Origin of the sequence: Metabacillus dongyingensis (assembly GCF_019933155.2) — a bacterium.
Lineage (GTDB): Bacteria > Bacillota > Bacilli > Bacillales > Bacillaceae > Bacillus_P > Bacillus_P dongyingensis.
Genome location: NZ_CP082944.1, coordinates 4,173,493 through 4,198,563, shown reverse-complemented (window position 1 = coordinate 4,198,563; position 25,071 = coordinate 4,173,493). Strand labels below are relative to the sequence as shown.

General features: G+C 37.2%; 23 protein-coding genes. 15 read left to right on the top strand and 8 right to left on the bottom strand.

The window, feature by feature from the left end:
* Nucleotides 1-52: 52 nt before the first annotated feature.
* Complete coding sequence (locus tag K8L98_RS20840) at nt 53-904, bottom strand: TetR/AcrR family transcriptional regulator (protein ID WP_223437766.1); 852 nt, start codon at nt 902-904, stop codon at nt 53-55.
* A 319-nt stretch (nt 905-1,223) separates the two neighbouring features.
* On the opposite strand from K8L98_RS20840, the gene K8L98_RS20835 reads away from it, so the two are divergent.
* From K8L98_RS20835 to K8L98_RS20810, 6 genes are all read left to right on the top strand, one after another.
* Nucleotides 1,224-4,445, top strand: coding sequence for an efflux RND transporter permease subunit (locus tag K8L98_RS20835; RefSeq protein WP_223437765.1), 3,222 nt, complete (start codon nt 1,224-1,226; stop codon nt 4,443-4,445).
* 348 nt (nt 4,446-4,793) lie between these two features.
* Nucleotides 4,794-5,480, top strand: coding sequence for an MgtC/SapB family protein (locus tag K8L98_RS20830; protein WP_420828883.1), 687 nt, complete (start codon nt 4,794-4,796; stop codon nt 5,478-5,480).
* A gap of 75 nt (nt 5,481-5,555) precedes the next feature.
* On the top strand, nt 5,556-6,542 hold the full coding sequence (locus tag K8L98_RS20825) for a Gfo/Idh/MocA family protein (RefSeq protein ID WP_223437763.1): 987 nt from the start codon (nt 5,556-5,558) through the stop codon (nt 6,540-6,542).
* Nucleotides 6,543-6,642: 100 nt separating this feature from the next.
* A complete protein-coding gene (locus K8L98_RS20820) occupies nt 6,643-7,008 on the top strand; it encodes a winged helix-turn-helix transcriptional regulator (protein ID WP_223437762.1) in 366 nt (121 codons plus the stop codon).
* A gap of 370 nt (nt 7,009-7,378) precedes the next feature.
* Nucleotides 7,379-8,392, top strand: a complete 1,014-nt coding sequence (locus K8L98_RS20815; protein WP_223437761.1) for a DUF3231 family protein — start codon at nt 7,379-7,381, stop codon at nt 8,390-8,392.
* Nucleotides 8,393-8,410: 18 nt separating this feature from the next.
* Nucleotides 8,411-8,638 (top strand): hypothetical protein, encoded by a 228-nt coding sequence (locus tag K8L98_RS20810; protein ID WP_223437760.1) that lies wholly within the window; start codon nt 8,411-8,413, stop codon nt 8,636-8,638.
* A gap of 244 nt (nt 8,639-8,882) precedes the next feature.
* On the opposite strand, the gene K8L98_RS20805 is transcribed toward K8L98_RS20810, so the two are convergent.
* Nucleotides 8,883-9,830 carry a DUF6454 family protein gene (locus tag K8L98_RS20805; protein WP_223437759.1) on the bottom strand — a complete coding sequence of 316 codons (948 nt, stop codon included), beginning with the start codon at nt 9,828-9,830 and terminating at the stop codon, nt 8,883-8,885.
* A gap of 51 nt (nt 9,831-9,881) precedes the next feature.
* Nucleotides 9,882-10,109, bottom strand: coding sequence for a hypothetical protein (locus tag K8L98_RS20800; protein WP_223437758.1), 228 nt, complete (start codon nt 10,107-10,109; stop codon nt 9,882-9,884).
* Nucleotides 10,110-10,564: 455 nt separating this feature from the next.
* On the opposite strand from K8L98_RS20800, the gene K8L98_RS20795 reads away from it, so the two are divergent.
* The 3 genes from K8L98_RS20795 (at nt 10,565) to tatC (ending at nt 13,319) form a co-directional block, all read left to right on the top strand.
* Nucleotides 10,565-12,196, top strand: coding sequence for a PhoX family protein (locus K8L98_RS20795; RefSeq protein WP_223437757.1), 1,632 nt, complete (start codon nt 10,565-10,567; stop codon nt 12,194-12,196).
* 149 nt (nt 12,197-12,345) lie between these two features.
* Entirely contained in the window at nt 12,346-12,525 is a 180-nt protein-coding gene (gene tatA / locus K8L98_RS20790; RefSeq protein ID WP_223437756.1) for a twin-arginine translocase TatA/TatE family subunit, read from the top strand.
* 65 nt (nt 12,526-12,590) lie between these two features.
* Nucleotides 12,591-13,319, top strand: coding sequence for a twin-arginine translocase subunit TatC (gene tatC / locus K8L98_RS20785; protein WP_223437755.1), 729 nt, complete (start codon nt 12,591-12,593; stop codon nt 13,317-13,319).
* A gap of 312 nt (nt 13,320-13,631) precedes the next feature.
* Here tatC and K8L98_RS20780 read toward each other — a convergent pair whose 3' ends face one another.
* Nucleotides 13,632-13,787 (bottom strand): hypothetical protein, encoded by a 156-nt coding sequence (locus K8L98_RS20780; RefSeq protein ID WP_223437754.1) that lies wholly within the window; start codon nt 13,785-13,787, stop codon nt 13,632-13,634.
* A 254-nt stretch (nt 13,788-14,041) separates the two neighbouring features.
* On the opposite strand from K8L98_RS20780, the gene K8L98_RS20775 reads away from it, so the two are divergent.
* A complete protein-coding gene (locus tag K8L98_RS20775; RefSeq protein ID WP_223437753.1) occupies nt 14,042-15,295 on the top strand; it encodes an ATP-binding protein in 1,254 nt (417 codons plus the stop codon).
* A 69-nt stretch (nt 15,296-15,364) separates the two neighbouring features.
* Nucleotides 15,365-15,514 (top strand): hypothetical protein, encoded by a 150-nt coding sequence (locus K8L98_RS20770; RefSeq protein ID WP_223437752.1) that lies wholly within the window; start codon nt 15,365-15,367, stop codon nt 15,512-15,514.
* A gap of 187 nt (nt 15,515-15,701) precedes the next feature.
* On the opposite strand, the gene K8L98_RS20765 is transcribed toward K8L98_RS20770, so the two are convergent.
* On the bottom strand, nt 15,702-16,523 hold the full coding sequence (locus K8L98_RS20765) for an STAS domain-containing protein (RefSeq protein WP_223437750.1): 822 nt from the start codon (nt 16,521-16,523) through the stop codon (nt 15,702-15,704).
* Between the two features lie 738 nt (nt 16,524-17,261).
* Here K8L98_RS20765 and K8L98_RS20760 point away from each other — a divergent pair.
* Nucleotides 17,262-17,876, top strand: a complete 615-nt coding sequence (locus K8L98_RS20760) for an undecaprenyl-diphosphatase (RefSeq protein WP_223437748.1) — start codon at nt 17,262-17,264, stop codon at nt 17,874-17,876.
* 232 nt (nt 17,877-18,108) lie between these two features.
* On the opposite strand, the gene K8L98_RS20755 is transcribed toward K8L98_RS20760, so the two are convergent.
* Together K8L98_RS20755 and K8L98_RS20750 are read right to left on the bottom strand one after the other, a co-directional pair.
* Nucleotides 18,109-18,927: an STAS domain-containing protein gene (locus K8L98_RS20755; RefSeq protein WP_223437746.1), complete on the bottom strand. Its 819-nt coding sequence runs from the start codon at nt 18,925-18,927 to the stop codon at nt 18,109-18,111.
* A gap of 178 nt (nt 18,928-19,105) precedes the next feature.
* Nucleotides 19,106-19,990: a LysR family transcriptional regulator gene (locus K8L98_RS20750; protein WP_223437744.1), complete on the bottom strand. Its 885-nt coding sequence runs from the start codon at nt 19,988-19,990 to the stop codon at nt 19,106-19,108.
* 234 nt (nt 19,991-20,224) lie between these two features.
* On the opposite strand from K8L98_RS20750, the gene K8L98_RS20745 reads away from it, so the two are divergent.
* Nucleotides 20,225-21,460, top strand: coding sequence for an MFS transporter (locus K8L98_RS20745; RefSeq protein ID WP_223437742.1), 1,236 nt, complete (start codon nt 20,225-20,227; stop codon nt 21,458-21,460).
* Between the two features lie 183 nt (nt 21,461-21,643).
* Here the strand turns inward: K8L98_RS20745 and K8L98_RS20740 are convergent, their stop codons facing one another.
* Nucleotides 21,644-21,823 carry a small acid-soluble spore protein H gene (locus K8L98_RS20740; RefSeq protein ID WP_223437740.1) on the bottom strand — a complete coding sequence of 60 codons (180 nt, stop codon included), beginning with the start codon at nt 21,821-21,823 and terminating at the stop codon, nt 21,644-21,646.
* Between the two features lie 486 nt (nt 21,824-22,309).
* Here K8L98_RS20740 and K8L98_RS20735 point away from each other — a divergent pair, with 486 nt between their 5' ends.
* Nucleotides 22,310-23,881, top strand: coding sequence for a CehA/McbA family metallohydrolase domain-containing protein (locus K8L98_RS20735; protein WP_223437739.1), 1,572 nt, complete (start codon nt 22,310-22,312; stop codon nt 23,879-23,881).
* 143 nt (nt 23,882-24,024) lie between these two features.
* Complete coding sequence (locus K8L98_RS20730) at nt 24,025-24,924, top strand: phosphatidylinositol-specific phospholipase C/glycerophosphodiester phosphodiesterase family protein (protein WP_223437737.1); 900 nt, start codon at nt 24,025-24,027, stop codon at nt 24,922-24,924.
* Nucleotides 24,925-25,071 lie beyond the last annotated feature (147 nt).

The window sequence follows — 25,071 nt, the reverse complement described above, 5'->3', positions numbered from 1 at the left end:
CGAGAGATTTCTATAAAAGAGATCTCTCGTTTTTTTGCATGGAAATAATGATCTATAAAAGTTTAATTTGATAATAAGCAGCAATGCTCTTCTGAAGCTCTGCTAAAGCCGGATCTTGATTCAAGTTAGCAAGCATCCCCTGTATGACGGCAGTCCGAGGTGAATCCTCTTTAATTTCTGCTTCCAGCACCTCAAGTGTAACAAGAAGATCTCCGGATAGCTGCTGCTTGCTTTGCTCAATTTTGGCTAATAATTCATCAAGGTGTATGGCTGTACAAAAAGAGAAAAGATTTTTTTCTCTTTCACTTGAAAGAATGGGTTTCTCTTTTGAAACCTTCAATCCTGATGCAACATCATCCACCCTGTTTAAAAGAAAAGCTGCGAGTTCATCGAAATCCAATTCTGCTTTTTCAAAGATAATGAATTTCAAATAAGAATGAATCATGCCCTGAAGGATTGTGCTTAAATCCCAGATATATTCTTCAATGGACTCACCGTAAATGGCTAGAAGCGCATTTTTAACAAAAAGGTTGGAATCTGCATTCATTTTTTGAATGAAAGCTGCCATTGAAGGGTTATTTGGTATGGCATTCTCCCGCATTTGCATAATAATGAAATCTTTATGTTTATTAATCTCACTCAGCTGGCAGGATAGCTGGGCGATTAAAAGTGCGCGGGGTTCGAGGTCCCGCTGTCTGACAGCCTCCATTTTTGAATGAATCAGCTCAAAATGATATTTGAACGTATCAAGCAGGAGAGCTTCCTTCGATTTAAAATAAAGGTAAAAAGCCCCTTTTGAAATTCCGCATTCGTTCGCAATATCCTGTATGGACGTTGAGGTAACACCTTTTTTAGCGAAAAGGCTCATAGCCGCTTCAATGATCCGCTTTTCTTTTTCCTTCATCGTGTATTCTCCTTATATAACAGTAAAGAATGAATATAGTACAGAATGGCTTATGCCACTATATAAGTCAAGCAAAACTTTCTGACTGAATGTTCACATTAAAAAAGATTCATTTAAAAAAAGATTAATTATGATTGACTGTAAACGACTGGTCATTTATATTATTAATTATTATGACCAGTCAGTCAACAAGGAAAGCGTAACGCCGATTTAGCTCAGGCATGACGGATTCGTTCCCGGCCGAGGGGTTGGGCGCTGGAGCTATACATCATAGCGCCACTTTATACTTTCTTAAAAAAATAAATTGCCGGAGGACAACATGAATCAAATCATTAATTTTGTTTTGAAGAACAAATTTGCAGTGTGGCTTCTTACTATTATTGTGACAGTTGCAGGGCTTTACTCAGGTTTGAATATGAAGCTTGAGACAATTCCGAACATCACAACCCCAATCGTAACAGTCACAACTGTCTATCCAGGTGCTACACCGGAAGAAGTAGCAGAAAAAGTAACAGAGCCGATCGAACAGGCGGTTCAAAATTTAAATGGAGTGAACGTTGTCAGCTCCACATCCTTCCAAAATGCCTCATCCATTCAGATTGAATATGAATTCGAAAAAGATATGGACAAAGCAGAAGAGGAAGTAAAAAGCACTGTATCAGATATCTCTTTTCCTGAAGGAGTAAATGATTCAGATGTTTCAAGACTCAGCATCAACGCCTTTCCGATTCTAGCTTTAAGTATATCAGATGATGAAGGATCTTTAAGTGATCTGACTGCACTTGCCGAAGATGAAATTGTCCCGGCAATAAAAGGACTGGAAGGTGTTTCTTCTGTTGGGGTGTCAGGTCAGCAAGTAGAAGAAGTCCAGTTTTCATTTAAAGAAGAGAAGCTTGAAGAATACGGTTTAGATGAAGAAACCGTTCAAAATATCATTAAAGGATCTGATGTTAATTTTCCCCTTGGATTGTATACTTTCGGGGATAAAGAACAATCTGTCATTGTAGATGGAAACATCCTGACAATGGAAGATTTAAAGAATATGGAGATCCCGATATCTCCGGGTGGAGGAGATGCTTCTGGACAAGGTCAAAGCAGCATGCCGGGCCAGAATGCTCCAGGGGCAGAGCAGAATCCAGCTGGATCAGTCCAGACTCCAGGGCAGGCACAAGGCTCAGCTCAAGCACCAGCAGCTGGCCAGACACCTCCTGCAACACAGAATATAGAACTCCCGACGGTGAAGCTGTCAGAGCTTGCAGATATTAAAACGATCGGTGAAGCTGAATCCATTTCCAGAACAAATGGAGAAGAAGCAATCGGTCTTCAAATTGTGAAATCCGCAGATGCAAATACAGTTGATGTAGCAAATGCTGTAAAAGAAGAGCTTGACGGTTTTGAAAAAGAGTATGATAACCTTGAGATCCAGTCCACGCTCGATCAGGCTGAACCTATTGAAGAATCCGTCAGCACGATGCTGAGCAAAGCATTATTTGGAGCTGTTTTTGCGATTATCATTATTCTCTTATTCTTAAGAGATATTAAATCAACCTTAATTTCAGTTGTTTCCATTCCGTTATCTTTATTAATTGCGGTTCTTTTACTAAAGCAAATGGATATTACTCTTAACATTATGACACTTGGAGCCATGACTGTTGCAATCGGACGCGTGGTTGATGATTCAATCGTTGTCATTGAAAATATCTACCGCAGAATGTCATTAAAGGGCGAGAAATTAAAAGGAATGGGCTTAGTGCGGGAAGCTACTAAGGAAATGTTTGTTCCGATTATGTCTTCAACAATCGTAACAATCGCCGTATTCCTGCCGCTGGCACTTGTAAAGGGAGTAATAGGAGAATTATTCCTTCCATTTGCATTAACCATCGTTTTTGCATTGCTTGCTTCATTGGTCGTTGCCGTTACGATTGTGCCAATGCTGGCACACAGCCTCTTTAAAAAAGGACTATACGGCGAAACGGCTAAAAAGCATGAGGAACACAAACCAGGGAAAATGACTGGTGTTTACAGAAGTATTTTGAACTGGTCTTTAAATCATAAATGGATTACATCAGGTTTTGCAGTCCTAATGCTTGTCGGCAGCTTATTCCTAGTTCCGGTTATCGGCGTCAGCTTCTTGCCTTCGGAAGAACAGAAGCTTGTCTATGCAACATATAAGCCTGAACCAGGTGAAACAAAAGAACAAGTAGAGGAAGTCGTTGCAAAAGCAGAAAATTTGTTAATGGACCGCAAAGATGTTTCTTTAGTTCAGTTCTCATTAGGAAGCGAAAATCCAATGAGCCCTGGAGATTCAAACAGTGCCGTATTCTTTATCGAATATGAAGATGATACAGAGAATTTTGATAAGGAAAAAGAGAAAGTAATTGAAGATCTTCAAGCTGAGACTGCTCAGGGCGAATGGTCTGCACAGGACTTCACTCAGAGCGCCGGCAGCAACGAAGTTCAATTCTTTGTATATGGAAATGAATTAGAAGACATTGAGCCCACTGTCGGGGAAATTGAAAAAATTCTAAACGACAACGGCAGCTTTAAAAATGTAAGCTCAAGTCTTGCCGAGTCATACGATGAATATACCCTTGTTGCCAATCAGGAAGAACTCAGCAAGCTTGGCCTGACAGCCGGTCAAATCGGCATGGAGCTTAGCCCGCAAAGAGATCGTCCAGTTCTGACTCAAGTTGAAAAAGACGGGGAAGAACTAAATGTTTATCTTCAAACAGAGAAAGAAACGTTTGAAAATGTAGATGATTTAACCGAAAAAACAATCACTTCTCCGCTTGGCAAAGAAGTGAAAATCGGAGATGTCGTAACAGTTGAAGAAGGAAAAACATCAGATACTGTAACACGACGTGATGGCCGCATTTACGTACAGGTTTCCGGTGAACTGACAACGGATGATGTTGCAAAAGCATCTTCGGAAGTTCAAAAGAAAGTGAATGATCTTGACTTGCCGACCGGTGTGGACATAGACACAGGCGGAGTAACAGAAGACATTCAGGAATCCTTTACACAGCTTGGCCTTGCCATGCTTGCAGCGATTGCCATTGTGTACCTGGTCCTTGTGATTACATTCGGCGGTGGACTTGCACCTTTTGCGATTCTGTTCTCACTTCCATTTACCGTAATCGGTGCATTGGTTGGATTATTGATTGCAGGAGAAACGATTAGTATTAACGCAATGATTGGGGCATTGATGCTGATCGGTATCGTTGTCACAAACGCAATTGTCCTGATTGACCGCGTTATTCACAAAGAACGTGAAGGTCTATCGACAAGAGAAGCATTGCTTGAAGCAGGAACAACACGTCTGCGTCCAATTCTGATGACAGCGATCGCCACAATTGGAGCGCTCATACCGCTTGCAATCGGAATCGAAGGCGGCAGCGGCATCATTTCAAAAGGTCTCGGAGTAACAGTAATCGGCGGATTAACAAGCTCTACACTGTTGACACTTCTGATTGTGCCAATTGTTTATGAGATGATGAGTAAATTCAGACGAAAAAAAACGAGAGCAGTTGAGGAAGAATAATGCATGATTAAAAAAGCACCCGGCCGGGTGCTTTTTTTTTATAAAGAAAGCATAAGCTAAAAAGATGTAATACAGGCAAGTAAAGACGTATTTTGGTAAATAATTTTCTATTTGACTGAAAATAGAGAAGAAAGAATTTCAAAAATTGGCTGTTCCGAACCTAATTGCCCTAATCCAATAATCAATCCGATGCCGAATAATATCAGGACTCTTAGAATAAACTCAAAAATCATACCCTGCGTAAGGCCCGACAAATTACACATATATTCCGCGCCTGCTGAATGGTATAATGATTGAAATTAAAATAGACCAAACTAATAGAGAAGAGGGGGAGCGATTTTGGAGGATATTATTGTACATCAGCACACAATCATAAAATTGTTTTTATCCCTCTTAGTCGGAATTATTATTGGACTTGAGCGGGAAATTAAGAAAAAGCCGCTGGGACTGAAAACAACAATTATTATTGCAGTAAGCTCGTGTCTCTTGACCGTGATTTCAATTGAAGCTGCTTATACGTTTTCTAACGATTATAATCGTCCGATGGATCCGCTTCGGCTGGCAGCACAAATTGTATCAGGCGTCGGATTTTTGGGCGCGGGAGCGATTCTCCGCAGAAACAATGATGTCATCAGCGGTCTTACAACGGCAGCGATGATCTGGGGAGCTGCTGGCCTTGGGATTGCCATTGGAGCCGGGTTTTATCAGGAGGCACTTATAGCGCTTATTTTCATGATTGGGTCAATTGAGATCATTGCTCCGTTAGTAAAGAAACTGGGCCCAAAAACGCTAAGACTGAAAGAATTGAAGGTAAAGCTGACCGTTCCTGTTAATATCAATATATCTGATATCTTACACTCGCTTCGCAAAAAAGATATGAAAATCAAGTATGTGAAGATTAAAGATGTTATTGACCGTGATTTGAGAACGGTAGACTTAATTCTGCTGATTAAAAATGACCGTTATACATCAGATGTGTATGAGGATATTAAAGAAGTAAAAGGTATTGAGTCCGTTGAAGTAGAGCTGATTTAAGCAGACGTCAAATAAGACGTCTGCTTAATACATATGGTATTGTAAGAACAAACAAGGTATATAGGAGGAAACAAATTGATACGCTTTGGAATTATCGGAACAAACTGGATCACTGACCGCTTATTAAAAGCTGCGATGCAAATCGAGGATTTTTCGCTGAAGGCTGTTTATTCAAGAAGCAGCGAAAAAGCTGAAGAATTCGCTGCTAAATATGGGGTGGAGACTACGTTTACAGATTTAGAGAGCATGGCAAAAAGCGATGCAATTGATGCCGTATACATAGCAAGCCCGAACTCATTGCACGCTGAGCAGGCCATTTTATTTATGAATCACAAAAAGCACGTGCTGTGTGAAAAGCCGCTTGCATCAAATGTTAAAGAGGTTACTGAAATGATACAGGCTGCAAAAGAAAATCGCGTGCTGCTTATGGAAGCGATGAAATCAACATTCTTGCCTAACTTTAAAAGCATTCAGGAAAACCTGCACAAAATTGGCACCGTGAGAAGATATACAGCAAGCTACTGTCAATATTCATCCCGTTATGATGCCTATCGGTCAGGAACCGTGCTGAATGCATTTGATCCGACCTTCTCAAATGGATCACTGATGGACATTGGAATCTATGCGCTGTATCCTTCGATTGTTCTTTTCGGAAAACCGGAAACCATTAAAGCGAGCGGGCTGCTATTAAGCTCTGGTGTTGACGGCGAAGGAAGCATTCTTCTTCAATATAAAGACAAAGATGCTGTAATGATGTATTCCAAGATAACAGATTCAGCACTTCCATCGGAAATTCAGGGAGAAGAAGGTACAATTATTATTGACCGCATCAGTACGATTGAAAAGGTGGAAATTCGCTACCGCGACGGCAGATTAGAGGATATTTCAAAACCTCAAAAAGAAGACACCATGTATTATGAAATGAAGGAATTCATCGACTTAATCCAAAATGACCTGTATGAATCAACAATTAATACTTATGAGAATTCAATAAAAGTAATGGAAGTCATGGATGAAGCAAGAAAACAAATTGGTGTTGTTTATCCGGCTGACCAAAACTAAACCAATCCTATCAGGATTGGTTTTTCTCTGCTTTGGGGAAATTCATCTCAAATGGCTATAATAAACATAAACACCCCGTTAACTAAGGAGGACCCTGAAAATGAAAGAAAGAAAGCGGTATAACATTCCGGTAGAGGCAGCTCTCGAAGTAATAGGCGGAAAGTGGAAGTGTGTGATCCTTTGTCACTTGATGCGGGGGAAAAAACGGACGGGCGAACTGAAAAGGCTGATGCCGAGCATCACACAAAAAATGCTGACCCAGCAGCTGCGGGAACTCGAAGAAGATGGAATCATCAGCCGCATGACCTATAATCAAGTTCCTCCAAAAGTGGAATATGAACTAAGTGAGTATGGATGGAGCGTCACAGGAATTCTTGAGTCTTTATCCGCCTGGGGGCTTCATCATATTGAAAAAGTATACGGAGATAAATCAGCTGTACTTGAGGATAACATTTTGAATATCTAATGGTGAAAAGTTAAGGAGGCACTACTCTTACATTTTGGGATATAAGGATTGAAGGAGTACTTAATATCTAAAACATTTGCTTTTTTTGTGGATATTGGATGGAAAATCACATCATCACAATTCTTATAAATTTCTTTTAGAATCCGTTTTTTATCGATTAGTTTTAATGGGATTTCATTAGCCAATTTCGTTCGTTGCTTTAAATGGTAATACTTCCCCCTTTTTTATGAACTAAAGGGGGTAGGGGATATTATCAATAACTAAAATTCGGAAACCAAATTAGAAATGCAATCTAAAAAACACAGATTGATTAATAAAATTTTTCAAATTGGTAAAGTTAAAGAAAACGAAAGGGTTAGGAGGCTTTAGGATGAGCAGTTCAAATCAAGTACCAATTACATCTTCAGAATTAGGAAACTTGTGGATGACGTATCAAGACAAAACAATGATTATGAGAGTTCTGGAATACTTTCTTGAACACGCTGAAAAAGAGGAAACACGGCAAATTCTGCAGTCTTATTATGAACGTTGTGCTGAAAGTGCAGAGTTTGTGAAATCTATTTTTCAACAGGAAGGCGCAGTTATTCCAGTTGGATTTACTGAACACGACGTGAATAAAGGAGCTCCCAAGTTATTCGACTTTATGTATGATGTCATGTATTTACATATGATGGCTAAAATAGGAACTTGTCTTTACGCGCTCTATTCGACTATGTCTTACCGACAAGATATAAGACAATTTTTCAGACGTTTAACAGCTGAAGCACAAGAGGCATATGACCAAACGACAAATATTCTTTTAGAAACAGGGGTTCTTTCTCGCCCCCCGTTTGTTTCGATGCCAAAAGAAGTGAAGTTTGTACAAGATAAAAATTATATGGCCGGGGGATTGAATTGGTTTAGTAATGAAAGATCCTTAAATACAATTGAGGTTTCTCTTATTCATCACTCAATTGAGACAAACCTTACGGGGATGCAATTAATGATCGGATTTGCACAAGTAGCACATAATCAAGAGGTCCGAAACCATTTTATTAAAGGGATGGAACTAGCAAAGAAAATCGAGACATCGTTAGGTGAATTTTTACGTCAAGATTACATTGAACCACCAGCCACTCATGCCGGAAAAGCAACAAATTCAACCGTCGCTCCATTTTCCGATAAATTGATGATGTATAATACCAGTTTGTTAAGTACATTTGGGCTCGGAAGCAATGCACTTGGCGGCGCCTTTAGTTTACGAAGTGATTTGCCTGCGAAAATGGCGCTCCTTGCAAAAAATATTTTTGATTTTGCAAAACAAGGCGGAAAAATTATGGTCAAAAATGGCTGGATGGAAGAACCGCCACAGGTTGAGGATCGTAATCAATTGACAAAAAGGTAGGATAGGTATTTTACCGGAGTGACTATTCAAGGATGCAATTCAAAATGGTCAAATAAAGAAGCAGATTTATACTGGTACTATTGCCCGTTTTTCTCCTTATTAGAAGTAGGAAAGGAAGGAAGTTTGGTTCTAAAGGCCAGTAGCAGAATGAGTGAACGTCCTGTTAAGCCGTTAATAAAAGTCTCATTAGTTATTGTTTATTTTAAAACATCCGATGAAGATAAAGAAAATTTGAGGATGATTTAAATGAGGCACTTAACTTGGACTTAGACTGCCCAATCGTGAGGATTATAAATAATACAGAATATCATCAGTCGAAAAAGGATTGCAGCAGCAATCCTTTTTATGTTTTTTAATCTTTTAATCAACATGGCACTTGTTAGTGGTAATCTAACATTCATTAATAAGTTTTGATAAAAAAGTATCAATTAAGAATCTCTAATTAGTTTTTCAAAAGTTGCATACCTTATATCCTTATGCTTCCTATAATTTATTTTTTACTGACTATTGTTTCATACACTAACATAGAGGATTGATCATCGTCCGGTACAGTGTACATGATTAATCCCTGTTTTGTATTTTCAAGAAATACTGGATTGCGTGTTGCAGCATGTCCGTTTTGAGAAAATAGAGTAATTGGCAGTTCGTGAACCATATCCATTGTTTTTATATCCAGTAAGGCCAGACCGCCCAATTCATATTTAGAAGTGGAAACTCCTTGCTGCGGCAATTCAGTAATACCGCTGCATATCATGTTGTCTTTTCCTGCATTCTCGCAGTCCTGATAATCGATAAAGTGGCTGGTATTATTTGATTTACGGAGCACTTTTCCTTTTTCATTGAACTCATAAAACATTCTTGAACCCCAGCTTACAGCCTTTAGAGTTCCTTGTTTTCCATCACGAAGAATTCCTCCAATATGGTCATTCGTGCGGAACACTTCTTCTGAATTCATCGTTTCTGGATTTACTTTATAAATGATTGACTTGCTATTTGGCCGGTACTCTGCAACTGAAATCCAGATTGATTTGCCATCATATGCAATTCCTCCGGGATGGTATATAGTACCTTCACCAAGCTTTAAATCCTTTAACAGCTTTCCTTCTTTAGTAAATACAAATAGATGACCGATGCCTTTACCAGGTGTGCGGTCGTATCCATCATGAGGCTGGTCGTATTTTACCGTTTTTTCGATGATTTCTACAGAAGACATGAAGTACAAGTCTCCGACTTTCGTCATTCCTTGCGGATGAAATGTGTTAAATTGCAGATCAACTTTTTCTTTCTGTTCCCAAACATTATTGCGGGTAAGGTGCTGGAATTTTTCCGCAAGCTGTTCACCGTTCTCCCCGGAATTCATCGCATCAGAGTATGCAAACGCTGTTGTTACAGTTCCAATAGTTAGAGCGGCAGCCAGTGCAAAAATTATTGTTTTCATTATCCATCCTCCTCAAGTTGCAAGTGATTTATAAAAAGGTTTTTTTGTTACCTAGGCAGAAGTAATTTTTTCATCAACTGATGTTACAGTTACCTCAGGAGATGTGTTTACCATACCTTTTATAACAAACTCCTCATTTAGGGAATTTCTATTAATCATATTCTCTGCTAATTTTCTATCCATCGGACATTTCTGACAGCAATCCTTATTTATTGAATAATTAGAGCAGAGCCTATGTATTCTCTCCCTATCTTTATTCTTCTTTCTCGTCTGCTTCATCCTTTTTCAGCTTCTCTCATTAACAGCATCTTGAATTCCAATGTTTTTCACTCCTTAGATGTGTATTATCCAGTACAGACATATTGTTAACACAAATAGAATATGAGCTGAATAGAATTTACTTATTTCATATATAAACTATAAGAAGAATACCTTTTCTTAACTTTCGAATAGAAATCTTACAAAAAACTTAATGAATTTACATTTTGAAATGCTTCTCAATTTAAATAGTCCATCAAAAGTGACTATATAACCCCGTATTTTTACACTTATTTTTAATAATTATGTAAAATTAAGGAAGTATATAAAGTGAATTGCGACTTTATCATCAGATTAACTCTATGAATATATTCCTGAAAATAAGAAAATAGGAATCTTTACAATTATTTAAATTCAGCTTAATTCTTTTTCTATATCATTTGATATGCATAACTAACAGAAAGAGGTGCGGATAGATGCCCCCAGTATTAAATCGAAAAAAATTTTTAACATACCTAGGAACTGGTACTGTTGCACTGGCAGCAGCAAGTACAGGACTTGATGGATTAGTAAAATCAGCAGAAGCAAAAACTCCTTTTCACTATCCAGAATATAAAAGGCCAAAAAAAGGTCCTTTAAAATTCCAGCCAATTGAACCAACAACAAAGGATGATCTTGTTCTTCCAAAAGGCTATAAATATGAAGTTATTGCTGCATATGGCGACAAGATTAATCAAAAAGGAGATACATTCGGATACAATAACGACTTTACTCTCTTCTTTCCATATGAAGATGAAAAGGACCGAGGATTGTTATGGGTAAATCATGAATATATCTCAGATTTGTTTGTTTTCGGTCAAACAATTAAGGGCGGCTACAGCTCCGAACAGATAAAAACAATGCTTTATAATCAAGGCGGTTCGATTATCGAAGTAGTTAAAGACAGAAATGGCTGGAAAATGGATACGGAATCTAAATATGCCCGACGCGTAACAGGGCTGACACCTTTTGCATTAACCGGACCTGCAAAAGGATCAAAAGCTGTTAACGGTGCAGAAATCGTTCAAGGTACATTTGCAAACTGCTCTGGCGGAAAGACACTTTGGAACACGGTTTTATCCTGTGAAGAAAATTATGAATCCACTTCAAAATCGGCTAACTTAGATGAAACACATTATGGATGGGTAATCGAAGTGGATCCATTTGATCCTGCCTATCAAGTTCGCAAGCACACAGCTTTAGGCCGCTTTAATCATGAAAATACATGCATGGGTCTTTCAAAAGATAACCGAGTTGTTGTGTACATGGGCGATGATAAGAGAGATGCCTGTGTCTATAAATTTATTAGTAAAAATAAATATAATCAAAAAGATGGAAAGAAGAATTCGAAACTATTAGAAGAAGGAACTCTTTATGTAGCTAATTTTGGCGAAGGAAGATGGGTAGCTCTGACGATTGAAGCTGTACAAAAAGCAGCTAAAGGGAACGCTGAACTGCTTAAAAAATTCCAAACACAGGCAGATGTTGTTGTAAACTGCCATGAAGCAGCCATCCTTTTAGGAGGAACACCTACAGATCGCCCAGAAGACTTAGAAATCAGTCCGTTTGATGGATCAATCTTTATTGCACATACAAATAACAGTAATCATGGAAACTTCCACGGTCATATTACTCGTTTCTTTGAAAAAGATAACGATCACGGCTCAATGGAGTTTCAGTTTGCAATCTTTGCAGCAGGCGGTATTCAAAGCGGATTTAGTGCACCAGATAATCTGTTATTCGACGAAGATGGAAACCTTTGGACTGTTACAGACATTTCAAGCGGAAGTGTTAACACAAAAATTTGGGAGCCATTCGGCAACAACGGTCTATTTGTTATCCCTACAGAAGGGAAAAACGAAGGAGAAGCTTTCCAATTTGCATCCGCCCCAGTTCAAGCAGAATTAACAGGGCCTTGTTTTACTCCTGATGAGAAAGCACTATTCCTTTCTATCCAGCATCCAGGTGAAGAAACAGAAGACCTTGCAAACCCAACAAGCAAATGGCCGCATCGCAGCGGTGATAAAATGCCGCGACCAGCTGTTGTTGCTATTACAGGATTTAAATAAGATAAGTGAATGCGCCTAATTCATCCCCGACAAGCACAATGCTAGCCAAACTTGTTGTTTTAAAAGGAAGGCTAAATCCTATGTCGTGGCAGGTGTTGGAGCTCAACATGATTGCTGATAATTTTAAAAAATAAAGGAGCGAAAATAAAATGATACAAAACATCGGTATTCCAGGGCTAATTCTTATTTTAGTCATAGCACTAATTATTTTTGGTCCATCAAAACTTCCTGAAGTTGGACGTGCTTTCGGCAACACGTTAAAGGAATTTAAAAATGCGACAAAGGATTTAGTATCTTCAGACTCTAAAAAGGAAGATGAAAAACTTTAAATATTGAAAAGAGAAAAAGGATAAATTTCTTATCTTTTTTCTTTTTCATTAAAGAGGTGAAATTCATGAAGGATCAGGAAGTTGCATTAACAGTACACCTAGAGGAATTGAGAAAAAGGCTTATCTATATCCTTGCAAGTTTTTTGGTCTTCTTCGCTGTATCATTTGCTTTTGTAGAGCAAATCTACAGTTGGCTGGTTAAAGACTTAGAATTTAAGCTCGCCTTACTTGGACCAGGAGATGTTTTATGGATTTATTTCAAGATATCAGCCGTATGTTCGATTGCTCTTACCATACCTTTAGCTGCATACCATGTTTGGCGGTTTGTTTTGCCTGCTCTTCAAGAGCATGAAAGAAAAGCAACCTTTATGCTCATTCCAGCTCTGTTTTTACTATTTATTCTCGGAATTTCCTTTGGCTATTTTCTTGTGTTTCCTATTGTTCTATCATTCATGCAAGAATTAGCAGGAGAAGGATTTCAGCAATTTTATACGTCTGAAAAGTACTTTAGTTTTCTGATCAGCCTGACTGTTCCTTTTGGAATATTGTTTGAACTGCCTGTCGTCATTCTGTTTTTAACCGCGATAGGAATTTTAAATCCGCAGATGTTAAAAAAATCCAGAAAGATTGCATATTTTGTTATTCTCATAACGTCTGTGTTAATTACACCTCCGGATTTAATTTCAGACATACTCGTATTAGTTCCGCTTGTATTAATCTATGAAGTTAGTATCAATTTGTCATCCTTTATTTATCGAAAAAAATTATTGAAGACCGAAACCCTTTCTTCATGAAACAGATGTTCATTTGCGTTATAATCTGATAACCCAGTCAAAAAGGAGGCGGCCTACATGCTGGCTCTTTTTTTGGTATTAGATTGTTATTGCTGAATTCCTCCTATTCAGCCTTGCCTCTCACGTTGATCAAAGACCATGACCGTCATAAATAAATAGCGAGTTTTTCATCTTTAGACGGTCATGACCATTTGTTCTCCAAATTGGACGATTCAATTGTCATAAGGCAAAAGGGTGTTTTTCCATTAATCCAATAGTTTGTATCTTGCCTTGAAAGCATAATAAAACACCGTGAGATAACGGTGTTATTGTTCAACTTGGATCGTTTTCATCAAGAGATAAAGTGGTTACTTTCGTGTAATCGCCATTATCAATTTCTTCTTCGGTAGCGTTTCTATTCAATTCATCTTCTGTATTGATTCCTTCAGCAAGTGTTTTTTCATCAGCTGAGCGAAATTCTTTTTTCATAAGCACACCCCCTTCGGGATTAAAATGCCCGTACATTTTTCATTCCATACATCTTTTAAGCTGCTCAGTCAGCTATTCCAATGAGTGCCCATGTAATGGAAAAATTTTATTTGGTGAAATCAAACCTACTGATCATGAGATATAAATCAATTTAGCGTAATTCCTCTTTCCACACAAAGTTTAATTGTGAGAATCATCAATATGTTCTTATTTTATGCTATGATATATGGACTATTTACATAAGGGGAAATGAGATGAAATACACGGGACAGATTGGTTTGGTGATTATTTCAATTTTATTTACAAGCTACCAAAAGGTTGTGGGACAAGAACCTTTTTTTACGATAGACTTTTTTATTTTCACCCTTATTGCTTGGCTGGTCGGATGGCAATATGATACCGCTAAATATTATGGAAAAAAAGAACGTGCGAATGAGACAAGCTATAAACAGATGATTGATTCGTTGCCTGAATCGGTTTTGATTCACCGGGATAATAAGATTGTTTATTTAAATAAAGCTGCTGTCAGCATGCTTGGAGCTGCAAGCAAGGATGAAATAATCGGCAGATATTTGTTTGATTTTATTGTACAGGAGTATAAAGCCCCTTTGCTGGAACGAATTAATCAGGTAAAGAATGAGAAACAGCCATTAAACAATATTGAACATAAATTTAAACGTTCCGATGGATCGACATTTTACTTTGAATTGTCTTTATTGAATATTATATTTGGTGAAAAAGAGGCTGTCCTTTCAATAGGAAAGGATATTACTGAAAGGAAAGTAAAAACAGAACAGATGCTTCAAAAATCTGAGAAACTCGCTCTTTTGGGACAAATGGCAGCTGGTATTGCTCATGAAATTCGTAATCCACTCACTTCAATAAAAGGATTTATTCAATTGTTAAAATCCAATCATCCTGATGAAGAGTACTACACTATTATGTTATCTGAGCTAGATCGAATAAATGCTATAGTGAGTGAATTTCTAGTTCTTGCAAAACCGAATGCTGTCGTTTTTGAAGAGCGAGATGTAAAAGTATTAATAAAAGATGTTGTTACCTTAATTAACTCTCAGTCAATTCTAAATAATGTTCAAATCTTCTCAGAATTTGACAGGGACTTGCCCAAGGTATTCTGCGCAGAAGGTCAATTAAAACAAGTATTTTTAAATATTTTTAAGAACGCTATTGAAGCCATGCCAAGGGGCGGAAATATTGATGTGAAGGTTGAGCTGAAGGGAGATTTTGAGATTTCTATCCAGATTATCGATCAGGGAATTGGTATTTCAAGAGAGCGGATTTCTACACTTGGAGAGCCATTTTATACAACAAAGGAGAAAGGAACGGGTCTCGGGCTAATGACCTGCTATCGAATTATTGAGAGTCATAATGGGACATTATCATTTCTAAGTAAAGAAAATGAAGGAACAACCGTTGAGATTATTTTGCCTGCCGTAATTAATAAAGAAAGCCATTCTCGGGATATGGCTGACACTCTTGGAATTTGAAAAATTCAGGAAGGCATCTTAAGGATAATTGAAGAATTTGAAAAAGAAGCAAAGGGAAGGGTAAGCGACATGAGATTGTTATTAGTTTGTGCCTATGATTCAGAAAGAATCCCCGACTGGCTGAATACGGCGTTAATGACATGTCATGAATTTATTATGACAGAAGATGGAGTAGTACTCTCTAACTTATATATAAAGTCAGAATCCAAGTTATCCTAGTAAAAATCAAACTTTTGAAGAGAAGGAGCTTAATGCAGCTCCTTTTTTGCTGCCTTTTAATCAATTTGTAATAGTCATTGAAAGATTAGCTTACTCAAAAAGAATATCCAGTGCTGGAGAAAGCTTATAGCGACAGCACGAGGAACTCTCCTCTAATATTCAGCCTGTTAAATGTAAAACATTTCGTTTATCTCATTAAATATTCATTTAATGCTTGTTGTAAAGTTCCTAATGTTTTGGTGTTTGTATCGAATGTTATTCCTAAACGTATCATTTTTCTAACAACTTCAGCTCTTAACCCTGTAATCACAGTATGGCATCCCATCATTGAAGTGCCAGCTATAATCTTCAATAAATGGTCAATTACTTCATTCTCCATCTCTGCAATTCCAGATAAGTCAATAATCAATGTTTGAATATGTAATTTTCCAACTTCCATTAAAATTTTTTCCTCAATAATATTCGTTCGAATTGTATCAACCGAACCAATCAGAGGCAAAATACATATAGTGGGTGTTATTGGTATTATAGGCACCGATAGATTTTCTACCAATTGTCTTTGAGCCATTATCAATGAATCCTTGTATTTTGAATAATTAATAAAAAAAACATTCAAAAATTGGTCTATTTGACTGTTTATTTGTTTTTCCAACGAAAAAAAATCATCGATTACAGCGTTATTCGTTAACTTGTTATAGTTTTGCAGGAATTCCCACAAGGTTCTGCGAATGGCCTGAACCCACTCTAATTTGAATGATAATGTCATTTCGTGTGTCGCCCACACTATCCCTTCATGTTTCGCAAAAGATTGAAGTTCTTCATCTTTACCATCAACAACGAATTGAACCAGTTTATGGGCATTATTTATGAGATCAATATTTCCAACTCTTAGAATATCTTGAATTTTATCTTTTACATTAGCTGCTTGGCTTAATAATGAATTTTCAAAACTCTGTTTATTAGTTTCGGTGTATTTCATGAATTTATCTGTATCAAACATTATCTCCATTATTAAATCCCCTTTTAGATATATTTCCACAGTACTTAAATACCCTTTACTTGTAAAAACTAAACCACTTCTACTTAAAAAGTTCATTAATTAAATAATAAATCCTTTCTAATATTTACTTTTAATTCAACTAACGGGATTTACATTTAGTTCGATAAGGCTTATAGGAAGTGTAACTAGTTTTAATTATCTTGTTTGAGTAAACATTATTGAATAGTCTTATTCGTTAGGGGACACAGAATATGGGAAACAACTATGAATACCGTATTTTCACTGAAGAATTAAAGCGGTTACACCTCGATTACCAACGATGTAATGATATGAGAATTAAACGAGAGATATATAAGGATATTGAACTTCTAGAAAAGACTATTGAATATATAATTTTGAACACCTAACCAAATGATCAGGTGAGTTTTTGTGATCATTTTTTAAACTGTTGGTTCGGTTCCTTATTTAACCAATAAAGAGCTAGTTGAATTAATAGGGAGAGTCTTATGACGGTCTTAGGTATTCCTCCTTCAATTAAAGGGGGCGATTGCAGTACGTTTGGTGTCGCTTGAGCTAAGGAATTCCTTTCATATAGAAAAGAATTTGTTATTTTGTCCCATTTATATATCATCTAACATTAACCTTACAAGATTGTTACATAAAACCATAAAATGTAATTTGAATCGATGGCAGATCACCTAGCTCTCTTTTAAGATGTAGTAAAGAGAGATAGGATGGTGACTGGGTTTGGATTTTTCTGAAGTTAATATTGCATTATTTAGATTGGTTAATGACTTAGGAAAAGAATATACATATTTAAATCCTGTTTTCAGTTTTATTGCTGAATATATGGTTTTTTTACTTGCACTAAGTGTTCTTATTATTTGGTTTAGACGGGACAAAGACAGCAGATTAATGATTCTTTGTGCAACTATCACATTTATATGTGCATTTGCAATGGGTAAAATATCAGGTGAATTTTATAAAAATTATCAGCCATTTGCAGAATTATCAAATGTAAATAAGCTGATCGAGAAAGAAAAAGATAATTCCTTTCCCAGTGACCATACAATCTTATTCTTCTCATATTGTCTTTCTTTTTGGCTTTTCAGAAGAGGCTGGTCATTCTTATGGATAATGCTGGCTGTTCTTGTTGGCATCTCCCGTATTTGGGTTGGTGTTCATTATCCTTTTGATGTTTTAACAGGAATACTAATAAGCTTTGCAGCTGCAGTTTTCATATATTTCACTGTACCTAAATTAAGTGTTACAGGCAATATTTTAAAGATGTATGAAAAATGCGAGGACATTCTTTTTCAACCATTAAAAAAGTCAAAAGGAAACAAAACCAAAAACTACTAATGTTTGGGCTTTTAATAATCTTTTATTTCAAGCTCTGTTAACCATTTATGTTGATAATTAAGCATAGAAAAAGGGCCAAAAATCTTGGTCCTTTTGTACGTCTTGTTCAATTAACGTTCCCGTTAGCCAACTTTGCTGCAAATAGCAGCTCCACAGATGATAGAATTTTTACCGTTCTTTCAAGGGAGCTCAGGAAACATACACTGTGTATTTTACAAAGTGAGCCATAAGATTACTTAATACTTTCTAATGCTTTCTTAACATTAGCAAAAGTCTCGATAGCAGAGATATTAATCCTGCTATTTATTACTAGTTGTGCCAGTTCAGGACGCAAGCCTGTAGTAATTACATGGATACCCATTAATTGAAGCATGCTTCCTATTTGATGGATATGTTCTGCAATGTCTATATTAATTGTAAAAATACCTGAAAAGTCTGCAATGACGTGATTTATATCCATGTCAGCTATTTTCGGAACAACATATTCCATAATATAATTTGCCCTGTAGCTATCAATATAGCCAACTAAGGGAAGGATCACGACACCGTCTTTAACAGGTATAATAGGGGCTGATAATGCTGCCAGTTCTTTTTTCGTTTCTTCCCTAGCTTCATCTAGAAGGCGTTCGAAAGCGAAAACTGTTTCATTTAAGCTGATGTCTAACATTGTGTTTATCCGTTTTATAATAAGCGCATTTTCCTTTACTGACAGCCCCAGATCTATACTGATTTTCGTTAATATTTCCGTAAAGACGTCCCTGGTTGGCGAATAACGAACCGCAATTTCTGAAATTTTCCCTCTTGAAGATACTTGCATTGCCGCATTCCTTTTGCTCCAAACGATAAAAGTATCGGGAACTAAATCTTTCCCTTCGTTAATAAGTGATTCTCCGAAATAGCTTAATAGCTCAACATATATCGCAATTGCTTGTTCTTTCTCCCATTCAGGGATGTCTAATTTCATTCTGTGAAGTACACTTTCAACCACTTCAATAGCTAAGGACTCCACATTTTCCCTGATGTATTTAGAAAAAATAAAAAACAGGCTCATTGTTATTCACTCCCTATTTTTATACTAATTTAGTTATAACCTAATAAAACTCTTACTCAATCAATCTGTCCCGTTAGCTTTAAATTGAAGGGATTTTATCAGTGCTGTCTATGTAATGTGGACCTGAAAATCTGAATGCATATGGTCGCTGATTTATTTCGACATCTTTTCTTTACAATTATTTTATTTGGTTGAATTTCTCCAAAACAAAGGATTTAAACTGTTTAGTTGCAGGTGATATATACCTGCCCTCAACCCAAGCAATGCCAATTGTCCTTTGGCTCTTCGGCCAACTTACAGATATTTGTACTAATTTACTTTTATCTATTCCTTTTAAATCCGGTAAAAGCGAAATCCCTAGTCCTGCAACGACAAGCCCTGCCACAGTGTCTGCTTCTTCTCCTTCAAATGTTATATTTGGTGTTAATCCTGCTTCTTGAAACAACTGCTCCACGGTTATACGGAGGGAATAACCCTTTTTTAAATGAATAAATGGTTCATTTGCTAATTGTTCTAACCCAATGCTTTTACGATCAGCGAATTTATGATTTTTAGGGACTGTAACAAAAAGCTCCTCACTCCAAAGCTTTTCCCATTGAATCGGATGGATGACTTCGTTAGGTGCAATTAGACAAAGATCCATTTCTCCAGATTTCAGCTGCTCAAGAAGAACATGTGAAGGACCTTGCCCAAGTTGAAAGTTAATTTTGGGATAGTAAATACGAAAGCAGGAGATTAAATCTGGTATGAGATTTGTGCTTAGTGTATGCAAAAAACCTAATGATATAGTTCCTGACTCTGGTTCAAGTAAATCTTGTATTTCTTGTTTTCCCTCATAGAACTCTTTCATAATATTCTCTACTCGTTTTAAAAAAATCTGTCCATATTGATTTAGTCGAATAGATCGCCCTTGACGATCAAATAATGGTACCCCTATATCATCCTCTAATCTGGCAATTGAACGGCTAAGAGCAGATTGAGAAATTGAGAGTGCTTCTGCCGAACGGGTAACGTGCTGCGTTTTGGCGAGGGTTTGGAAGTATTCAAACTGCTGCAAATCCATTTAATAACCTCCTATATCTTAAACAATCATAATCAATTACATTTTCGCATTAAAATCATCATTATAATGCATTATACATTATAAAAATTAGGTGTTACTATAAATTCAGAAGTTACTTGCAAGGACTTTTGAAGGAAATACTATCATTTATAAAGAGGTAACATTTTTATGAAGGAAGCGATTGTTTATTATGCTGCAAGAGGAATGTTTTTATATTATTGGATTGATTAATTTATGACTTACATCCAACAAGGTACGCAAGCCTTCCGGAAAGCAAACTTTGCTTTTTTTGCTGCAGGATTTAATACATTTTCTATTCTTTATTGCATGCAGCCTTTAATGCCTGAATTCACGAGAGATTTTGGCATTTCTCCAACTAGTGCAAGCTTGTCTCTCTCAGTGACAACGATAGCATTAGCTGTAAGCATGCTTTTTTTTGCATCATTATCTGATGCTTGGGGACGTAAACCTATTATGGTAATTTCTATGTTTATTGCCTCTTTCTTGTGTCTGCTGACTGCATTTAGTCCAAATTTTCATATTTTGCTGATTCTCCGAATATTGGTAGGTATTTCACTTGCTGGTCTGCCATCAATAGCAATGGCTTATCTCGGAGAAGAAGTAGATCCTAAGAGTCTAGGGAAGGCGATGGGATTATATATAAGCGGCAATGCTTTAGGTGCTGTATTTGGCAGGATTTTTACAGGCATTCTTACTGATTATTATGATTGGCATTTCGCACTAGCAGGGGTCGGAGCAATAAGTTTAATTGCCACCCTCATTTTTGGTGTCAGCCTGTCTCCTTCAAGAAATTTTAAGCCGTGCAAATTAGAAATTAGAGGCTTAGGGATGTCCTTAATTAAGCATTTAAAAGATCCTGGGCTAGTTTGTTTATTTTTAATGGGATTTTTTCTGTTAGGAAGTAACGTGGCTTTGTTTAATTATATTGGTTATCTATTAATGGATGAGCCTTATTCATTAAGCCAATCTTTCATAAGCTGGTTCTTTTTGATTTACCTCATTGGCATGTTCAGCTCTTCCTTTATTGGAAAACTAATTGATAAACACGGAAGATCCAAGGTTCTATTTATAAATCTAGTAATTTCAATTCTAGGTGTGTTTTTAACTTTATTCCCATCATTACTAATAAAAATAATAGGTCTTGGTTTGTTTATTTTTGGTTTCTTTGGGGGGCATTCCATTGCTAGCAGCTGGGTAGGGCAGCGTGCATTAATTAACAAGGCTCAAGCATCTTCATTATATCTTTTTTTATATTACGCAGGCTCAAGTATTGGTGGTTCTCTGGGAGGGGTTTTTTGGACTCTATTTGGATGGGCAGGGCTAATTTGCATGGTTGCCGTTTTTTTACTTCTAACTCTTATACTTACAGTATGTCTTATAAAATTATCAAAACCCACTTCGATTGAAAAACCATTCATTTCTTTAAAGAGGTTAGGGACAAAATATTAGTTTTAGAAAGGGAATGCTGCGGCAATCCCTTTTTTTATTAAGCTAAAGCGGGGATACTCATACAAGGGAATAACATTCAGAAAAATCCTGCAAATTATTCCTAATAAATATTTATTTATTGAATTGAACTAGTGAAACCATCACCCGCAGGTGAAGGTTTATCATGGGGAAATACTTCTTAAATTAATGTTCAGTCAAGCTTGTTACAGAAACACTTTGTTTATTATTTGGTTCTTTTAGTGAATGGATTGTAGCTTTTCCATTTTGTTCATCCACGTGCTCAATGTAAATACTTTCTCCATTATAAGTGACATTAACCATATTTGGCGAAGAAAAAATTTCTTGTGCTCGTTCGGCATTCATTGCAGTTACCTCCTTTTGCTTTTCAATAGTTATAATATTTGTTCCAAATTACTTAGATATACTTGTTCTAATTAAAACTGCTTTAAAGTAGTTAATCTTTCTGGTAATTGAACAATGATATGTAAGCCTGCTGCCTCCCCATGACCTCAAATCTTCTCCATTTCAATAAGACTTGAAGTCAAACCTTATCAAAAATCTGCCGTTTCAATTGGATAATCCATTGGTGTTTCTCCTATTATGCAATTTCATTGGTTTTTTAAAATAAATTTTTTCAACTCACTGTAACCGCTAGACCTAAGCAAACTTATCTATAATAGTCTGGAACCTGTCGGGATTTTTCAAATATGCTGATGATTTGAGAAAGCAGGTAAATTGTTTATAAGTGCTTTCTCTTTTTACTTAAACGATACAAACTATCTATATTTGCTTAATAATATTTTCATAAAATAGGTTTGTATATATTAATTCAACACTTCGGAGGTTTATATGTTAAAAGTATTCAAATTAATTACCATTGTGGTTCTGGGTCTGACCGTCCTTGCTCAGGGACTGCCGGCAACTGCAAAAGAAACTGAAAGGAATTTCGAGGAGAACACCGGCGGAAGATGGATGAAGGGAGAGTATCATGCCCATACTTCTCAATCAGATGATGCTCAGTCCTCCCAGACGCTTGAACTGCTGTTAGACAATGCGTTTGACAAATATGATATGGATTGGATGGCTGTTTCTGATCACTTGAGAATGTCTTCGCGAGATGCTGATGGAAATGTGATTCCAGGCGGCCCAATCCCACTGTCTCAAGGCATCATTCAATATCAAGTCCCGAAAATAAAACAGCTTCTTAGTGAAGGGAAGTACCGCAATAAAATTATCTTTTCTGGATTCGAATGGGACATGCCTACATATGAGCATGTCGGGATTGGCATTATAGGGGAGCAAGCCGGATCGGCAATAAGTTTAAAAGCCGGAAGCCAATTCGAGTATTTGTTTACGAACCGTGATGAAAAGATGTTTGAGCCGGAAGATGCAGCTGCTTGGAAAGCTCAGGATGAAAGAGCCTACAGTACGTCACAAGATGCACGAACAGCGCTGGCATGGCTTGAAAAAAATTATAAAGAGACAAGTTATGCGATTTTGAACCATCCTTCAAGAAAAAGAGTTTACACGATTGCGGATTTCCGAGACTTTAATAATATAGCTCCGCATGTAGTTTTTGGATTTGAAGGCATGCCCGGCAATCAAATGGAACCTGATAGGGGCGGCTTAAATTTGACCACTCCAGAAAACCGCACTTACGGCGGTTCAGATTACATGCTTGCTAAGGTAGGCGGCTCATGGGATGCACTCCTTGGAGAAGGAAGAAGATTTTGGAATTTTTCCAATTCGGATTCTCATTTTGAAATCAGCGACAACCGTCTTTATTCTAGCGGATATTGGCCCGGTCAATACTCCAAAAATTATACATGGGTAAACGGATCGAATGCGCAGTCAGTTCTTGAAGGCATGCGTTCAGGAAAATCATTCTCTGTGTTTGGAGACTTGATTAATGAGCTTGATTTTCAAGCTGAAGGCATGGGCAGCAAGGCAGAAATGGGTGAAGAGCTTAAAGTGAAAGAAGGTCAAATGATCAAATTTACGATGCGATTTAAGAGTCCAAAAAAGAATAACAATGGTGATTCAGTTCAAGTTGATCACGTGGACCTGATTTCTGGTGAGGTATCGGGGAAAGCAGTACCCGGCACACCTGCTTATAACAAGGACACTAACGATTCGACTAAAGTCATTAAACGTTTCACAAGCAAAGACTGGAAAACAGATCGTAATGGCTACAATGTAATCACATATAAAGTAAAGGCAAACAAGAATCAGTACTTCCGTCTAAGAGGCACTAACCTTGGATTGAATGTACCGGGAGAAACGAAAAACGGTGAACCGTTGATTGATCAAAAGACTGACATTGAGGATAACGAAACTCGTTTTGCTGAAATCAACAAGCGAAATTATCAAGACCTATGGTTCTATTCTAATCCTGTATTTGTAAGTGTGTATAAAAAGTAGCAGTTAGAACCCAAAAAGTGCAGGTGTCTACGGCGCGCCTCTGTATTATTTATATTTTTATCATTCATTAAATGATTTTATATGAGTTTCCGAACTTATGATCTATCAATCTCTCTACTAAATAAAGAAGGAGCGGATTTAATGTGAGAAAGATTACCGTATTGTTAATTGCTATGTTTTTGATTGGAGTGATTCTTCCCGCTGTTCCTGCAGGAGCAAAAGAAAGAGAAGATGATTATGCAAAACCTGTTTTTGGGAAATCGACCGCAGTGCCGCTTTCAAAAGCGCACGCCCATAACGATTATGAGCATGAACGCCCACTATTTGATGCCCTTGATCATGGATTTACCTCTGTAGAAGCCGATGTGTGGCTCGAAGACGGTGAGCTGCTCGTAGCTCATGATCAAATTGATATAAAGCCCGAACGTACGCTTGAATCTCTATACCTAAAACCATTGAGTGAACGAATCAAAAATAATAAAGGGACAGTTTACAAAGGATATGACCAGGATTTTCTTCTATGGATTGATATCAAATCTGAAGATGAAGCGACATATCTCGCCATTCATGAACAGCTGAAAAAGTACAATAAAATGCTGACAAAGTTTACCGATAACGGAGTTAAGCAGAACGAAGTTACCGTAATAATTTCTGGCAACCGCCCGCGTGAACTTATGGAAAACCAGCGCGTGCGCTATGCCTCGTACGATGGCCGGATGAGCGACCTCGGTTCTGATGTCTCCAACCATTTTATGCCGGTTATCAGCGACAATTGGACAAAGCATTTCACTTGGCAGGGATATGGCGAGATGCCGCAGCATGAACGCGAAAAGCTTAATCACATCGTTACAGAGGCACATAAAAACGGGCAGATCGTCCGTTTTTGGGCAACACCAGATTTGCCGCTTCCAAACCGTAAAGCCATATGGGATGAGCTCTTAAAAGCTAGCGTGGATCTGATTAATACAGACGATCTGCCAGAACTGCAAAAATACTTAAATGAAAATGACCCCCAACGAACGAAAAAACATATAAACTGGTAGTTAAATTTAAAATTCGAAAAAGGCGAGCTTGACTTATAGTCAGGCTCGTTTATTCAAAAAGCGGAAAAAAAACACTATTGAATGGGCGGGGTAGGTATTCATTTATAACAATACTTGACATCATTGAAGATGGGCAAAGTTATACAA